Consider the following 13,220-nt stretch of genomic DNA (forward strand, 5'->3'; position numbering starts at 1 on the left):
AACAATCAACAATCAACAATCAACAATCAACAATCAACAATCAACAATCAACAATCAACAATCAACAATCAACAATCTTAACAAGGTTATAAGTTACAACTCACACTTTATGCGACGGAATATAAATTTAAAATATACCGCAATAAATTTCATCTTATCTTTTTGAACCAGATCGGTCATGAAATTACAGCAACACTGCATAAATTAAAAATTTATGATGCAAGCCTTCTTTTTTTATCATAGAATACCATGATATTTATGAGAAATGCCATTGTTAGGAATAATCATGAAACCTCTCAAACAGAGCATCATTAATAAATTTCCCGACCAACATATCTATCAAACCATCGATGAAATTAGAGATCTATTAATAAATGGATTTGATGAATCACAAAAAACAATATTTTTATGTGGAAAAGATAAAACTGATAAAAAAAGCCTCAGATATAAATTCTCAACCTTTCTTTCTCAAGAGAAAGGAATAACTCTTACCTACCCAGAAGATTTATTTGAAGACCTCCTTGAAGGGCAAGGGAAAAATAGCCTGCTATCCCTTGAAACTCAACTTGCGAACTCTGTTGACCTGATAATTCTCATACCTGAAAGTCCTGGCTCTTTCGCTGAATTAGGTGCATTTTCCATGGATAAAGCCTTAGCAAAAAAAATGCTAGTAATGAGAATGGGTGAGTTCAAGTCAGGAAAAAGTTTTATAAATCATGGGCCTGTTAGGCTAGTTCGAACTCATGGCGGTGAAATATATGACATTCCAAAAAATTTCGATGAAAAGAATTCAATACATGTAAAATCAGTACTCAATAAAATTAAGGCAACACTTCCAAGCGGAAGAAAGAAGAAAGAGTTAGATAACATCTTATTATATTCGAAGCATGTATTGCTTTTAACTTACCTGTTTGATGATTTGAATTTATTGTCAGTGTACAAAACCATGGAACTTATCATGGAGAGAAAATTCGAAAGTAGGGATAATATTGCCTGTAAAGCTGCAACGCACTCACTCATAAGGGCTGGTATGATCAACCAGCAAGAGGGTTTATTCACGATAACTCAAATGGGTTATGATTCAATAATAAATAGTTTCCACTTAAAATCATCACTCACTGCACTAAGAACAAGAATCATGAATAAACAATATGCTAGACACTGATTAGTGTTTCATCATAGAATTCCGCAGTGTGCTAGTTTTTAAGCAGGTGACTTACTGGTTCGCTAGTCAAGTTCACAGTGGATGGAGAGTCTCTCCGTTCCCGCAGTTCATCACAGAGATAGCGCGATGATCGAGTCCCCCAATTCCCGCCCGCCGTGATTTGGGGGACTCGTACATCCGCCTTACGGAAGGATGCTTCGCATCCATACCTTCCTAGGTATGGATGCTCATTCCCCTTCCTCGCTGTAGTCGTTAAAAACTAGCACACTATTTTCGAGCATATAAATACAACGCTACTATGATGAAATAAATATGAATACTCATCAAGGAAAGTATACCCAGCAACTGTTATCTCTTCCAATTCTTGAGAATGTTGACGATTTGTCACAATCCCTCAGGCTTCCGAAAGAAGTTATCTCCAAATTCAGTTTAAATAATGATAAATACTACCACCGTATAGAAATGAAAAAAAAAACCGGTGGCATTAGGCACATCGAAAGCCCTCTAAGAGAGTTGAAAGCAATACAACGATGGATTCTTAGATATATTTTAGATAAATTAGCACCATCAATTTATGCAAAAGGCTTTGTAAGAAAAAAATCTATCATTGACAATGCTAAACCACATGAAGGAAATCAATACGTATTGAATCTCGATTTACAAGATTTTTTTACCAATGTACCAGCATCTCATGTATATACATTATTCAGAAATATTGGATATAACAATAATATAGCATTTATACTTACGTCCTTTTGTACTAAAAGTGGATATTTACCTCAAGGTGCACCAACTTCACCAGCCTTATCTAATCTCGTTTGCTTAAGACTCGACCATCGTGTATCTACATATTGTAAAAAAAGGGCTTTAACTTACACACGTTATGCTGATGATCTTTGCATATCAGGAAATAAAATACTTATCTTACAGAAAGCATCTTATTTAATAAAAATGATAATTGCCGATGAGGGATTTACCGTTAACACAAAAAAAGAAAAATTCCTTGGTCCTAAGGTGAGAAGGGAAGTTACAGGGTTAACTGTAACACCCAGGATTACTATCAGTAAAAAAAATTATTGCGTCTACCGAAAAAGAATATATGACCTAGTAAGAAATGAAGTCCAAAACAAAAATGAAATTATAAGAGGCATATTGTCTTTTGTTCAAAGTATCGATAAAGAAAAAGGAAAGAAACTTTCCACATTTTACCAAAAGCAAATATCCCTCATTACAGACATTTAACACCAATGGAGACCAATTTAATGGTCTCATAATTTATAGCCAGCTAAAAAACCATTGTAAGTACCCCACCCAAGCGGACCATGCGTTTTTAGATATCTGACCTAACGTGCCGTAACGTCCGAGATGTTCGCTTCTGGCGCAGAGCGGGAGAATGCATGTCACTGTAGGTCAGCTATGAATAGACCTCAGCACTGAGGACTATTGTAGATATAGAAAGTTGGTTGAAACAAAAATTTGATTGTCTGGTTTTGGCTGGCGACTCACCTGAGAGTCGAACTCAGAGCTACTCCTTCATAAGCACCCTATTGCAAGGCGCTTATGAAGGGAGTTGCTTTACCTATTAAGCGAGTGAGTCATAGAAATTTTCTATGATTTTATCTGCCTTGTCAAGATCATAAGAGTATTGTGAATGTATATAGGTTTTAGCAACTTTTTTTATCTTTTCGTGATCTTCACCATATTTTTTCCAAGTATTGAACGGGATGCTATCAAAAATCATTTTCTCCGTAGGTTCAAGGAGTTCTGCTATTTGTTCTGTAAAGTCTAAAAGAAATTGGCACCAAAACTTAATATCATGAAATGATAAGCTGTTTGGCTCATTTGGAGCCGAAATCATGTTGTATTTTTTTTGCAAGAAGTCGAGGGAGTTTTTCTTAGAGTTATAATATTCAATTGCTTTCTTTTTGCTCTCTATACTTGGATGAGCAATTGAATTGCGTAGTAGCCTAAAATAATCGGCTGAATCAGATTCATACCGGAAGTTTGTTTTATTTAATGGCGTTTTAGTGAAATTGTTTTCTAGTATTTTCAAAGGGGAAACTTTATCTTTTTTTTCCCACTGGAAGCCATAACGATTACATTCGGATTCAATTTCTTCCAAAAATAAGTCAAATCCACTATAAAGCGATACAATTGCGAGTCTATTCTGGCTATTTAGCACTATATCAGATTTTATACCTTCAAGTTTTATACCTGCCTCTTCAGCCTTTTCACTCCAATATTTCTCATTTTCAAGTTCGAATTTTTTGGACTCTAATAACGAAATATGGACTGCAGCTGCTTCTGCTGTAAGCTCACCTATGTACAACTTAAAATTTCTTACGCTTGGGGGCCTGTATGCGCACATCAGTGATGCCCTTTCTATTCTCAATCTTAATATATTATTTTATAAATAATAATAAGTATACAGGGAATATCCGCATTTTGCACAGAACTGCCTGTCAGGCAAGGCTTAGCTCTGTATCGTGACAATACTAGATCAAGTCTGAGCTAAATACACCTAAAGCTTTGTAACACGGTCGCAGTCCTGTTCGTATTCGAAGACGTTCGATACCCAAGGTTCTGAGTAACAATTTTAAAACAAGTAATCAAGTCAGCTCATCTCTCATAACAAATGGCACGCCATAATTTGGTCTGATACTCATCGACCTCGGTACACCTCGCATCTCAAGAGGAAAGTGCCAGATATTAAAGTCTTTGTTCGGATAGGTATCATAGTGAAAATGGTCCCACCCAAGCATTGCTGCCATTCGTTTGAATGCTATTTCCTTTGCTACCGATAACTGCAACTGAGAATTGAGAAATTTAAGGTAACCAGAGTTTACTGCCCCCGTTAAAATATCTACAACCTGTAAACCCAAGTGATGTTTGGAATCATGCATCGTTACAGACGTCACCAGTTTATCTATACCAGCTTTAGCCAACATATTATTGGCGATGATCCCAGTAACCTCATCATTTTTCTTATACTTATCAATTTTTTTGTCAATCATGACATCTATTGGACTCTTAAGCTGACGTGCTGCATTCTTAACAAGGAGAGTGTAAGTCTGATAGAACGCCATTTCCCTGTTCGTTTGCCAATTGTTATAAATATTCTTCACAACTACGATAGAGTGAAAACAGCATGAATTTTTTAGCACAAGAGCCAATAATTCAAGGCAGATGTTTGCTTGCCCAGCGCTGTTCTTAATCTTTGACCATTTCAATTCACCAACGATGCCGTACTTGTCTTTCAGTTTCCGAACACGCTCATTGAATATATCCAGTGTGTTTTTTCGTATACACAATAAGCCAATACCATAACAACGGTCACTCCCTGTCGTACCGCTTTCATCACCAAAAGCCACATATTCCATGAAAAGACTCGTGTATAAGCATTATTAATAACATGGGTATTTAATGTGCAACCCAAGCAGCTGGCAATGCTTTGACTATAACCGCTTAGCCAACCGTGATCCAGTTTGTTTGGTATAGTCACAGGGGTTTCACTACCGCTCTGTAGTGCCACACTGATTTTGGTCACATAAACCAAGGTATGAAATGTCCGTGTCTGGCACAGAGCAGGCTGCCAAGTTTTTCCTCGGTACAGTTCCACTATCGGGACAGGATCAACAATGCCCTTATAGATATGATCATAAACATGTCGAGGTTTGCTTACACCAAATTTATATAATCTGCAACTATTGGTGGTCATTCTGGTGGTCTTGACAGAGAGAGCTTTCAGGTTTAGCTTAATTCTTAGCCAGTTACTGGCAAAGGCGATCCCAGTCAGAGGAGCCAAATTCAGAAAAAGCAGATGTCGAAAGGCATCTGCTTTTTGCTTTTTATTTAGCGATATAGCATGAAATATCTTCCCGATGCATTTTCAGTTTTCCCTCTGCACGGGAAGAATGTGGGGGTCAGGTTGGTTCGATGACAGAATGACCCCCGTATGTCTCTTAATGACTCAAAAATCCTCAACGTAAAACCATCTGCAAAACCCCATCCCCAACGCTGCTAACAAACCATTGAGCCGCCCCATACTTGCCGATGTACGTGCCACCATCACGAAGCTCGGACCAGGGCTTGCTGAGCCAGCGGCGAGCGCCGTTGCAATTCCAATAATCTCGGGGAGATGTTGCATAGGTCGGCTCCTTTGTGAATATGAGGAATAGAATTCAATTTTTTAAATACATCAAATTACGCGGAAGCAATAGCATTGAATCTCGAACTCATTCGAGAACGGCAACGCCTTGATTTCCTGTGCTGCGCCAGTTCCCCTGCTGGGATTATCACAAACCGACGTTATTGATATAAGCCTGTAAGCCCTCTGCAAGAATATCGAACACTGTTTTACAGGCCTTACTGTGGCGCAAGTCCTCATGCATCACCAGCCAGGTATCGAGATGAAATGCAAAGAAATCAGGCATCAACCTCGCTAATGGAACAGGAAAATCGGCCAGTTGAACCTGGCACATCCCTATGCCAGCACCTGCGCGGATAAGGTTCAATTGCGCCACATCACTGTCAGTGCGCACGGTAAGGCGTTCACGATTTAACTGGGGATAGTGTTTCAGCGCCTGTAAAATAAAGGGCGTCGTTTTATCAAAGCCCACAAGTGTATGGGTGAACAACTCGTCAATACTTTCTGGTGCGGCATGACGTGCCAGATAGGACGGTGAGGCATGCAGACCAATTTCAATACTGCCCAACCGACGCGCAATCAGTTGTTCCTGCACCGGTGTGGTCATGCGTACCGCAATATCCGCTTCCCGGTTCAATAAATCCTGCATTCGGTTAGACAGCACCAGCTCAATGGTAAGTTGCGGATAATCTTCTTTAATTCGTGCAATCAGGGGAGGCAGCACTTCTGTACCGATAATTTCGCTCGCAGAAACGCGAACCACACCATGCAACCCGGCGGTGTGGGTACTGAAGCTGGCAGCCGAACGCTCAATCATACTGGCCGTGTTTTCCATCGCTTGCGCATGGCTCTGAATTGCTACCGCCGCTTCTGTGGCCTGTAGACCAGTTTGAGAACGTGTAAACAAAACCAGACCAAGGGCGGATTCCAGCGCCGCCACGTGGCGTCCCGCTGTGGGCTGGGTAATAGCCAGTTGACGGGCTGCCCCCGACAGGGAACCTTCTTTCATCACCGCCAGGAAGGTTCGATACCATTCCCATGGAATATTTAGCTTCATACAAAAATGCATACCTGCTGTCTGATGTTATGCAATTACATTTATCTTGTGTAGGCACTACGATGTCAAGCAGACATCCGGCAAAGGTAACACCATGAAAAGCAAAAACAAGGCTCTCATACTGGGCGCAACAGGCGGAATCGGTAGCGAAATCGCCCGTCAACTTATCCGCGAAAAATGGGACGTTCATGCATTGCGTCGCAACGTCCCGCAGAATGAAGAGCACGGGAGTATGACGTGGATAAGCGGTGATGCGCTAAATGCTGAGCAGGTCGCGGCGGCGGCATCAGACTGTAGCGTGATTGTCCATGCGGTTAATCCACCAGGTTATCGAAACTGGGAACAACTGGTTTTGCCAATGTTACAGAACACCATCGATGCCGCAGAGCGAAATGGAACATTAATCGTTCTCCCGGGCACCGTTTACAACTACGGTCCGGACGCCTTTCCACTCTTGCGGGAAGGCTCTCCCCAAAATCCTGTCACCAGAAAAGGGGCAATACGGGTGCAAATGGAGAAGGCATTGTTCGCCTACGCGCAGCGTGGCGGAAAGGTGCTGATTCTGCGGACTGGTGACTTCTTTGGCCCCGACGCAGGCAATAACTGGTTTTCACAGGGATGGATCAAACCGGGGCAACACCCACGGATAATTAAAAACCCAGGCAAAGCCGGGATAGGCCACCAGTGGGCCTACCTGCCGGACGTCGCCGAAACCCTGGTTGCGCTGTTAGCGCGTCGGGATCAACTTGACCCTTTTGCCTGTTTTCATATGCGAGGACACTGGGATGCCGATGGCACGGCGATGGCCGACGCCATACAGCGTGTCGCACAACTTGCGGGTGTTAATGCGAAGGTAAAATCATTTCCCTGGTGGCTTATTCTGGCAATGGCACCTTTCAACACCACACTGCATGAAATGCTGGAAATGCGTTATTTGTGGGAACAGGCAATACAGATGGATAATGCAAAACTGATCAATTTTTTAGGCCACGAACCGCATACCCCGCTTATTGAGGCTGTGCGTATCACGTTAATCGGCCAGGGCTGCATTAATCACAAGTCATTCGCACATTTGTGAACGGATCAGAGGGGCGCGCTTCTGGCATGAAGCGGCAAATCCAGACATCGCCAGGCAGCTATGAGCCAGGAGCAGACGTTAAAGTGGGTACTGCGACGCATCACAAAACACCGCACCCAGAGCCTGCACTGGAAGACTTGCCGGTTCGCGCGTCATTACAGCGTATTCTTTGCCGTCCGACAGCCTGAAGAAAGGGGCAAGGTGCTCCGGTCGGCGGCCTGCCGGGTACTTTTCAACAGGGCGCAACGGATCACTATCCGACGATTCAACTACCCGAGAATATCGCTCGTAACATCGAGCAACAGCAGGTAAACGACGCTTTTCCCGGTATTACCGTATATGGTGAATTGCAGGGTTAAAACGTCCGGTATTCATCGCTGAAACAGCCATTTTCATCATGAAAGCGATTTAATGCGTCGATGGCATGCCTGTTCTCTTCCTGCCATTTCTTCGCTTCATAACGACGAAGCTCCGCATCAAGGGTGGCACTCAGGTTAATGCCCGCCTCACGCGACCGCACCAGTAAGGCACGCTCTACCGTCACGGTCACGACCGGTAATAAAAACACCGTTTGCAGGATGCGCCGACTCTTTGCCGCCCGCAGCCTGCAAACTTCCCTTTCATTTCTATACGGCACCACTGCGACGCAACAGGTTTTCAGCCTGTAGAATGGCTCGAATGTCTCTGCGGGGCTAACAGCCTCAGTAGACAAGGAAAAGCCGTCAATTTGTTCAACGTTAAACACGGTGAAGATTTTCAGCATCGGGATAGTATCGATTTCTCCGTCTTCGTTTTCCCTCTCTAAGATAGACATAAAAACATAATAAGATGATAATAATTATTTTTATTGATACACTCCCTTTAATTTAGTTGGTCCTAACAAGAATCCTTTTCGCCATAAAAACGAAAATTTAGAACGCCTCTGCACCCCACTATCAGTGGCGTTTTGCAATATACAAACTCGTGAGGAATCCAAGTTTATGCGCTATCTCGTACTACCTTTTATGCTTTTCATTTTATCCGGCTGCCAGGCACTCACCACTTTTGACAAATATGCTACGCTACGTCTGTACGAAGTCTATAAAATTGACGGTGTTTCTGCCTGCGATTACAAACCCAAGTTCAATGAATGTACGGACGGTAAACAAGTATTCAATCTAAAAATTTCAGATGACAAAAGCAAAGTCGCATTAGTCACATACAATAAATACGCTTACTTCGGGTTCACTCGCGACGATTATCAAAGACAAACACAGCCATTGCGTGATTTCCTACTATGGGTAAAACAGCCCAAAGCTAAAGACCAAAAAACGACTATGCTACGTAAACGGGGAAACGTTGCGGGAACAATGTTTGAAAATGAAGAGGTTGAATACCAATTTGATTACCTGCACTCTCGCTCTGATGTCCAATTGCTGGTTATTCAACCCTATAAAAATGGCAGTTCGTACGCCATGACAGAAGCAGAGGTCAGGAATTTGTTATCTGCTCTGGATGCATGGTATAACGGCACATTTACCGGACAACAGTTAGCCAACGTTTATTAGTTAACCAATATTGCCAGATAATACATAGATTATCTGGCAATAAAGTCAGAATTGCTGGAATCGGGACTCGAAGACCTTGCAGTTCTTTATTGCAAGGTCGGTCACAGGTCTACGATCATAAAACCCTTTATCCGTTTTAAAAACCTCGTAAACAGCCAGGTGACGAGACGAATATGGGCTGACTAAAACGCCAGTGACATAATAATAATTTCCGATAACCGGTTTAAATGTTATCGTGTCAGCAACACCATTTGGTGCGATCATTCTCACTGCGATATTCCCTTTGGCACTCACCCAAAATTCACGTTTCATTGGTGAGGACTCCGGAATTTCAGGAAAACCCAGTTCCTTATTATTCAACTTTGTTTGAAAACCAACAGCATTATTAGTGTACCCATTGTCAGGTGCATCTAAATTAATACATTCATGGGTATTCGGATAAACACGAATGTAATCAAGATTTCGGTTATCAAAGGTCATTCCAACACGGTCACTTCCCGAATAATCCTCTAACTTATGGCTATAGGTTGCAACAGAACATCCACTCACACATCCACAAAGCATCCCTATCCAAAACAATCGTATAAACATAATTATCCCAATATGCAAGATGAAAAAATACAACCCATTGATAAATGTAAATGAATGTTATTCAGAAATACAATAATTTTGTTCCAAACCTGTGGCATGATTATCATTACTCACGGAGGCATTCACTGCTTCAGCATTTCCCCGCCGAGCACTCGACAGCAGTATGACAGTTCTGCCGTGATGAATTATAGCTACACAAGCTGATCCTCCCCACGCAACGTCCCCCTTCCAGAGTAATCTCCCCTACTTGAGAGTGACGTCACGTGTCCACTGTTGCTGGGTAAGATCACGTCAAGTCACTATCCATTTTTAGCAAATCAACTCATTGAATATCGCCATTCTCGCAACTGGCACGCGCCTTGCTCATCAGTAACGTGATGAACACTGCACCCGTATCGCCTCGAGTGAATAAGAAGACAATGAATATGGCTGAGAATATAACTGACATTGCTAATACTGAATTGAGCTCATTTTCCCTGACGCATATCCGATCCCAGAATATTGCTGAACATGTTGTCAATATCCCTGGTTGGTCACTGCACTATAACCAGTTTACTCAGGGAAAATTCGATGGTCAGTTGACCGTTCTGGAGTTAGAAGGCATCCAACTGATTCGCGAGCGCACGACCCAAGCACTGCTAAAGGAAGGTCAGGCTGTTAAAAATCAGCTATTTACCTTTCCACTTTATACGCCGTCAGACGCCTTTTACTGTGCAGGCCATCATATTCATCGTGAAAGCCTGCTGGTTGCGCCGTCAAACTCCTTGCCAGAATTACGAGCACCGGAGTCTGTTGATCTACTTCTGATCAGCGTGGATAGCGCCTGTTTCCCTACTATTTTTGACGCCGTTGATGAACGAACGCTACGCGCACCTCTCCTCTTTCCGCTGGTTAATCATGATAACCTCATGCGCTGGCGTATGCTCAGCGACAGTATTGAAGTCAATGAAAGCAATAACAGTAATCCTACATTATTGACATTCGCAGCGGTGCGTCAGGCGATTAAAGACACCATTCTTATCTATCTATCTGAAATAATTGAACCTGAATCTGCTATCGTCCTAACCAACAGTACCAAAAAACGCATTGTGGATCGTGCTCGTGAATACATGATGGCGCACTGTGATAGCCCCCCTTCTATTCTGGATGTGTGTAAATATGCAGGGGCGAGCCGCCGTAAACTTCAGTACTGCTTTCAGGAAACCCTGGGAATTAATCCCATCAGCTATCTACGCATATTACGTCTAAATGGTGTGCACCATGACCTATTAGAGGGCGCAACAACTGTGCAAGACACTGCGTGTCACTGGGGGTTCTGGCATCTCAGCCGCTTCGCGAACGACTATCGTCAGCTTTTTGGGGAATATCCATCAACAACATTAAATCGCTCCGGCAACAATTTTGCTAATTCCGGATAACAACAAGCCATTTCCATTGCCTACTCTGGATTCACAACAAAATCAGGAGATGGCAGCATGAAGATGAATTATCGCAGAAATATCACAGCAATTACCTTCTTTTCTCCGCTTTTCCTTGCCATGACCGTAACACCGGGCATGGCAACAGAAAATGGAACTCCCTCTACTGCCGCAGGAACCTATGACTTTGGTGCGGGCTTTTTACCGCATACCACCGACTTGGGAACGTTTGGCTCCCGCGTGGCGTACTACAGCGCACATGCCAATCTCGATAACGCTGGCAACAAAAAAAATGCCCCGTTCTCTCTGCAAGTACTCACTATGAGCCTGGCCTGGCTGAAGATGACAGATCAAACGCTATTAGGAGGGCGTTACGGTTTTGGTGTGATTCAACCGTTTTTCAAAATGGACACGGACATGGTCGCACAAACACCGGTTGGTCCATTATCACTCAGCAGTGATGTCTTCCGTCAGGCAGACCTTCAGGTCATACCGCTTATCCTTGGCTGGGTCCCCTCTCAAAACCTCTCTATCAACACCCAATTTCAGGTTCAGGCACCGACTGGCGATTACGATAAAAACCGGTTACTAAACCCTGGTCTCAACCATTGGGTTTTTTCTCCGATGCTCAATGCCACCTATATAACAAACAGCGGTTTTGAGGTTTCATCGAGCTTTCAGGTTGATTTCAATACAGAAAACCACGAGACAGATTATCGCAACGGCACGGAATATCGTTACGAATATGCCGCAGGTCAGCACATTGGTAACTGGACAGTAGGTATTGGCGGCTACTACTACAACCAATTCAGCGATGACCGGAGCAACTCGCTGACAGCAGGCAACCGATCTCGAACATTTGCCTACGGCCCTGCGGTGAGTTACTTCTCCCCAACCAGCCCCTCTTTCTGGATTCACGCTTACAAAGAAGATGACAGTCGTAACCGTACCCAGGGTTACACCATCGCTTTACGTGTTGCACAAAGTTTCTGAGGAACGTGCCATGTCGATAACCACATCATTACATCGCCCTCGCGCGAGCAAAGAAGGGCTGATTCTTATTCTGGGTAGCAGCCTGACCATTATGGGATCGGTCATGATTGCTGCGGTGATGCCGAAAATAGCCGCAGAATTTGGCACCACAACGCCTGGCGCGAATATTTTAATCCCATTAACCATCACAGGGCCGGCGCTAGCCATGGCAGTGTGTTCGCCAATGGTTGGCTGGTTGGCCGACCGCTGTGGTCGCAAAAATCTGCTTATTCTTGCAACGCTACTGTATGCCGTTACCGGCATGTTGCCTGCGTTGCTCAATAATCTAAGCGGCATTGTATTCAGCCGACTGGTATTTGGTGTCTGCGAAGCCGCTATCATGACCTGCAGCTCGACCCTGATTGCCGATTATTGGCATGCTCAGGAGCGAAGCCGTTTCGTTAATTTACAGGTTGTCTCGATTGGTGTTGTCGGCGCGATATTTTTCATCGTCGGCGGTGCGCTGGGCGAACATTCCTGGAGAATGCCCTTCTACCTTTATCTGCTACCACTGCTGTTAGTCCCATTTATGATGAAGATACTTTGGGAACCGACATCTCAACATCTTCCTCAGCCTCATTCGCAATCAGAATCCCAGCCGATAAATTTGGCGGCGCTGCTGGCCAATTACCTACTGATCTTTGGCGGTATGGTGCTGGCATTCGTTGTTCCTGTACAAACCCCTGCGCTATTGGTGCAGTCAGGGGTGACATCCAGCACTCTTATTGGTCTTTCTGCCGGAGTAGGATTACTGGCTTCATTGGTGGGATCGTTACTGTGGCCGCTACTGCGTGGGCAGTTTGGCATTATGGGCGTTAATGTCTTACTACTGACGCTGACAGGAATTGGGCTGTGGTTGTTGGTTCACGCAACGGGTTATCCACACATTCTGGTTGCGGTGTTTATCCATGGTGTCGGTATCGGCATACTGGTTCCTAACACGATGCTTCCCGTTATGAACGCATTGTCTGAAAAACACCGTGGGAAAGGCGTGGGCATGTTTACAGGCTGCTTGTATATCGGCCAGTTTGTTAGTCCATTGATTGTGGCAGTATTAGCAGGATTGACACAAGGAGTTGTGGCGGCAATTCAAATTTTATCTATTGCCAGCTTTGGCAGTGCCTTGCTGTGGCTGGTAAGTGCCCTAAAAACACGCGGCCCCCAAGTGACTATCAACCGATAAAA

Annotated in this window: 14 protein-coding genes, 1 tRNA gene and 2 pseudogenes; 8 read left to right on the plus strand and 9 right to left on the minus strand. The window is 43.7% G+C overall.

Features of this window, described 5'->3' with window-relative positions:
- Positions 1-286 precede the first annotated feature (286 nt).
- A complete protein-coding gene (locus FAZ14_RS11395) occupies positions 287-1,165 on the plus strand; it encodes a retron St85 family effector protein (RefSeq protein WP_153508562.1) in 879 nt (292 codons plus the stop codon).
- 312 nt (positions 1,166-1,477) lie between these two features.
- Positions 1,478-2,407 (plus strand): retron St85 family RNA-directed DNA polymerase, encoded by a 930-nt coding sequence (locus FAZ14_RS11400; RefSeq protein WP_153508563.1) that lies wholly within the window; start codon positions 1,478-1,480, stop codon positions 2,405-2,407.
- 253 nt (positions 2,408-2,660) lie between these two features.
- Here FAZ14_RS11400 and FAZ14_RS11405 read toward each other — a convergent pair.
- From FAZ14_RS11405 to FAZ14_RS11415, 3 genes are all read right to left on the minus strand, one after another.
- Positions 2,661-2,762: transfer RNA gene (locus tag FAZ14_RS11405), tRNA-OTHER, on the minus strand.
- Entirely contained in the window at positions 2,748-3,494 is a 747-nt protein-coding gene (locus FAZ14_RS11410) for a hypothetical protein (RefSeq protein WP_201765541.1), read from the minus strand. Before FAZ14_RS11410 ends, FAZ14_RS11405 begins: the two co-directional genes overlap by 15 nt.
- A gap of 280 nt (positions 3,495-3,774) precedes the next feature.
- The gene (locus FAZ14_RS11415) at positions 3,775-4,545 is read right to left on the minus strand and encodes a DUF3800 domain-containing protein (protein WP_153508564.1); all 771 of its coding nucleotides are present in this window, start codon (positions 4,543-4,545) and stop codon (positions 3,775-3,777) included.
- Between the two features lie 294 nt (positions 4,546-4,839).
- Between FAZ14_RS11415 and FAZ14_RS20470 the strand changes: the two genes are divergently transcribed.
- Positions 4,840-5,034, plus strand: coding sequence for a hypothetical protein (locus FAZ14_RS20470; protein ID WP_153508565.1), 195 nt, complete (start codon positions 4,840-4,842; stop codon positions 5,032-5,034).
- Positions 5,035-5,135: 101 nt separating this feature from the next.
- On the opposite strand, the gene FAZ14_RS11425 is transcribed toward FAZ14_RS20470, so the two are convergent.
- Together FAZ14_RS11425 and FAZ14_RS11430 are read right to left on the minus strand one after the other, a co-directional pair.
- On the minus strand, positions 5,136-5,312 hold the full coding sequence (locus FAZ14_RS11425) for a hypothetical protein (protein ID WP_202959046.1): 177 nt from the start codon (positions 5,310-5,312) through the stop codon (positions 5,136-5,138).
- Between the two features lie 148 nt (positions 5,313-5,460).
- Positions 5,461-6,369, minus strand: coding sequence for a LysR family transcriptional regulator (locus FAZ14_RS11430; protein ID WP_153508566.1), 909 nt, complete (start codon positions 6,367-6,369; stop codon positions 5,461-5,463).
- A 94-nt stretch (positions 6,370-6,463) separates the two neighbouring features.
- Between FAZ14_RS11430 and FAZ14_RS11435 the strand changes: the two genes are divergently transcribed.
- Positions 6,464-7,447, plus strand: coding sequence for an NAD-dependent epimerase/dehydratase family protein (locus tag FAZ14_RS11435; RefSeq protein ID WP_153508567.1), 984 nt, complete (start codon positions 6,464-6,466; stop codon positions 7,445-7,447).
- A 78-nt stretch (positions 7,448-7,525) separates the two neighbouring features.
- Here the strand turns inward: FAZ14_RS11435 and FAZ14_RS20295 are convergent.
- The 3 genes and pseudogenes from FAZ14_RS20295 to FAZ14_RS11450 form a co-directional block, all read right to left on the minus strand.
- Positions 7,526-7,800, minus strand: a pseudogene (locus FAZ14_RS20295) (CcdB family protein).
- A gap of 2 nt (positions 7,801-7,802) precedes the next feature.
- On the minus strand, positions 7,803-8,027 hold the full coding sequence (locus tag FAZ14_RS11445) for a type II toxin-antitoxin system CcdA family antitoxin (protein ID WP_050544616.1): 225 nt from the start codon (positions 8,025-8,027) through the stop codon (positions 7,803-7,805).
- A gap of 52 nt (positions 8,028-8,079) precedes the next feature.
- Positions 8,080-8,267, minus strand: a pseudogene (locus tag FAZ14_RS11450) (DNA primase); the annotation flags it as partial.
- Positions 8,268-8,427: 160 nt separating this feature from the next.
- Between FAZ14_RS11450 and FAZ14_RS11455 the strand changes: the two are divergent.
- Positions 8,428-8,994, plus strand: a complete 567-nt coding sequence (locus FAZ14_RS11455; RefSeq protein WP_016942654.1) for a hypothetical protein — start codon at positions 8,428-8,430, stop codon at positions 8,992-8,994.
- A gap of 45 nt (positions 8,995-9,039) precedes the next feature.
- On the opposite strand, the gene FAZ14_RS11460 is transcribed toward FAZ14_RS11455, so the two are convergent.
- A complete protein-coding gene (locus FAZ14_RS11460) occupies positions 9,040-9,585 on the minus strand; it encodes a hypothetical protein (RefSeq protein WP_029456491.1) in 546 nt (181 codons plus the stop codon).
- 425 nt (positions 9,586-10,010) lie between these two features.
- On the opposite strand from FAZ14_RS11460, the gene FAZ14_RS11465 reads away from it, so the two are divergent.
- From FAZ14_RS11465 to FAZ14_RS11475, 3 genes are read left to right on the plus strand one after another with little or no spacing between them, the layout of a single operon-like run.
- A complete protein-coding gene (locus FAZ14_RS11465) occupies positions 10,011-11,003 on the plus strand; it encodes a helix-turn-helix domain-containing protein (protein ID WP_020477056.1) in 993 nt (330 codons plus the stop codon).
- A gap of 57 nt (positions 11,004-11,060) precedes the next feature.
- Positions 11,061-11,996: a SphA family protein gene (locus FAZ14_RS11470; RefSeq protein WP_016942657.1), complete on the plus strand. Its 936-nt coding sequence runs from the start codon at positions 11,061-11,063 to the stop codon at positions 11,994-11,996.
- A gap of 10 nt (positions 11,997-12,006) precedes the next feature.
- Positions 12,007-13,218, plus strand: a complete 1,212-nt coding sequence (locus FAZ14_RS11475; protein ID WP_153508568.1) for an MFS transporter — start codon at positions 12,007-12,009, stop codon at positions 13,216-13,218.
- Positions 13,219-13,220: the final 2 nt, after the last annotated feature.

Source organism: Dickeya oryzae (assembly GCF_009372235.1).
GTDB classification, from domain to species: Bacteria; Pseudomonadota; Gammaproteobacteria; order Enterobacterales; family Enterobacteriaceae; genus Dickeya; species Dickeya oryzae.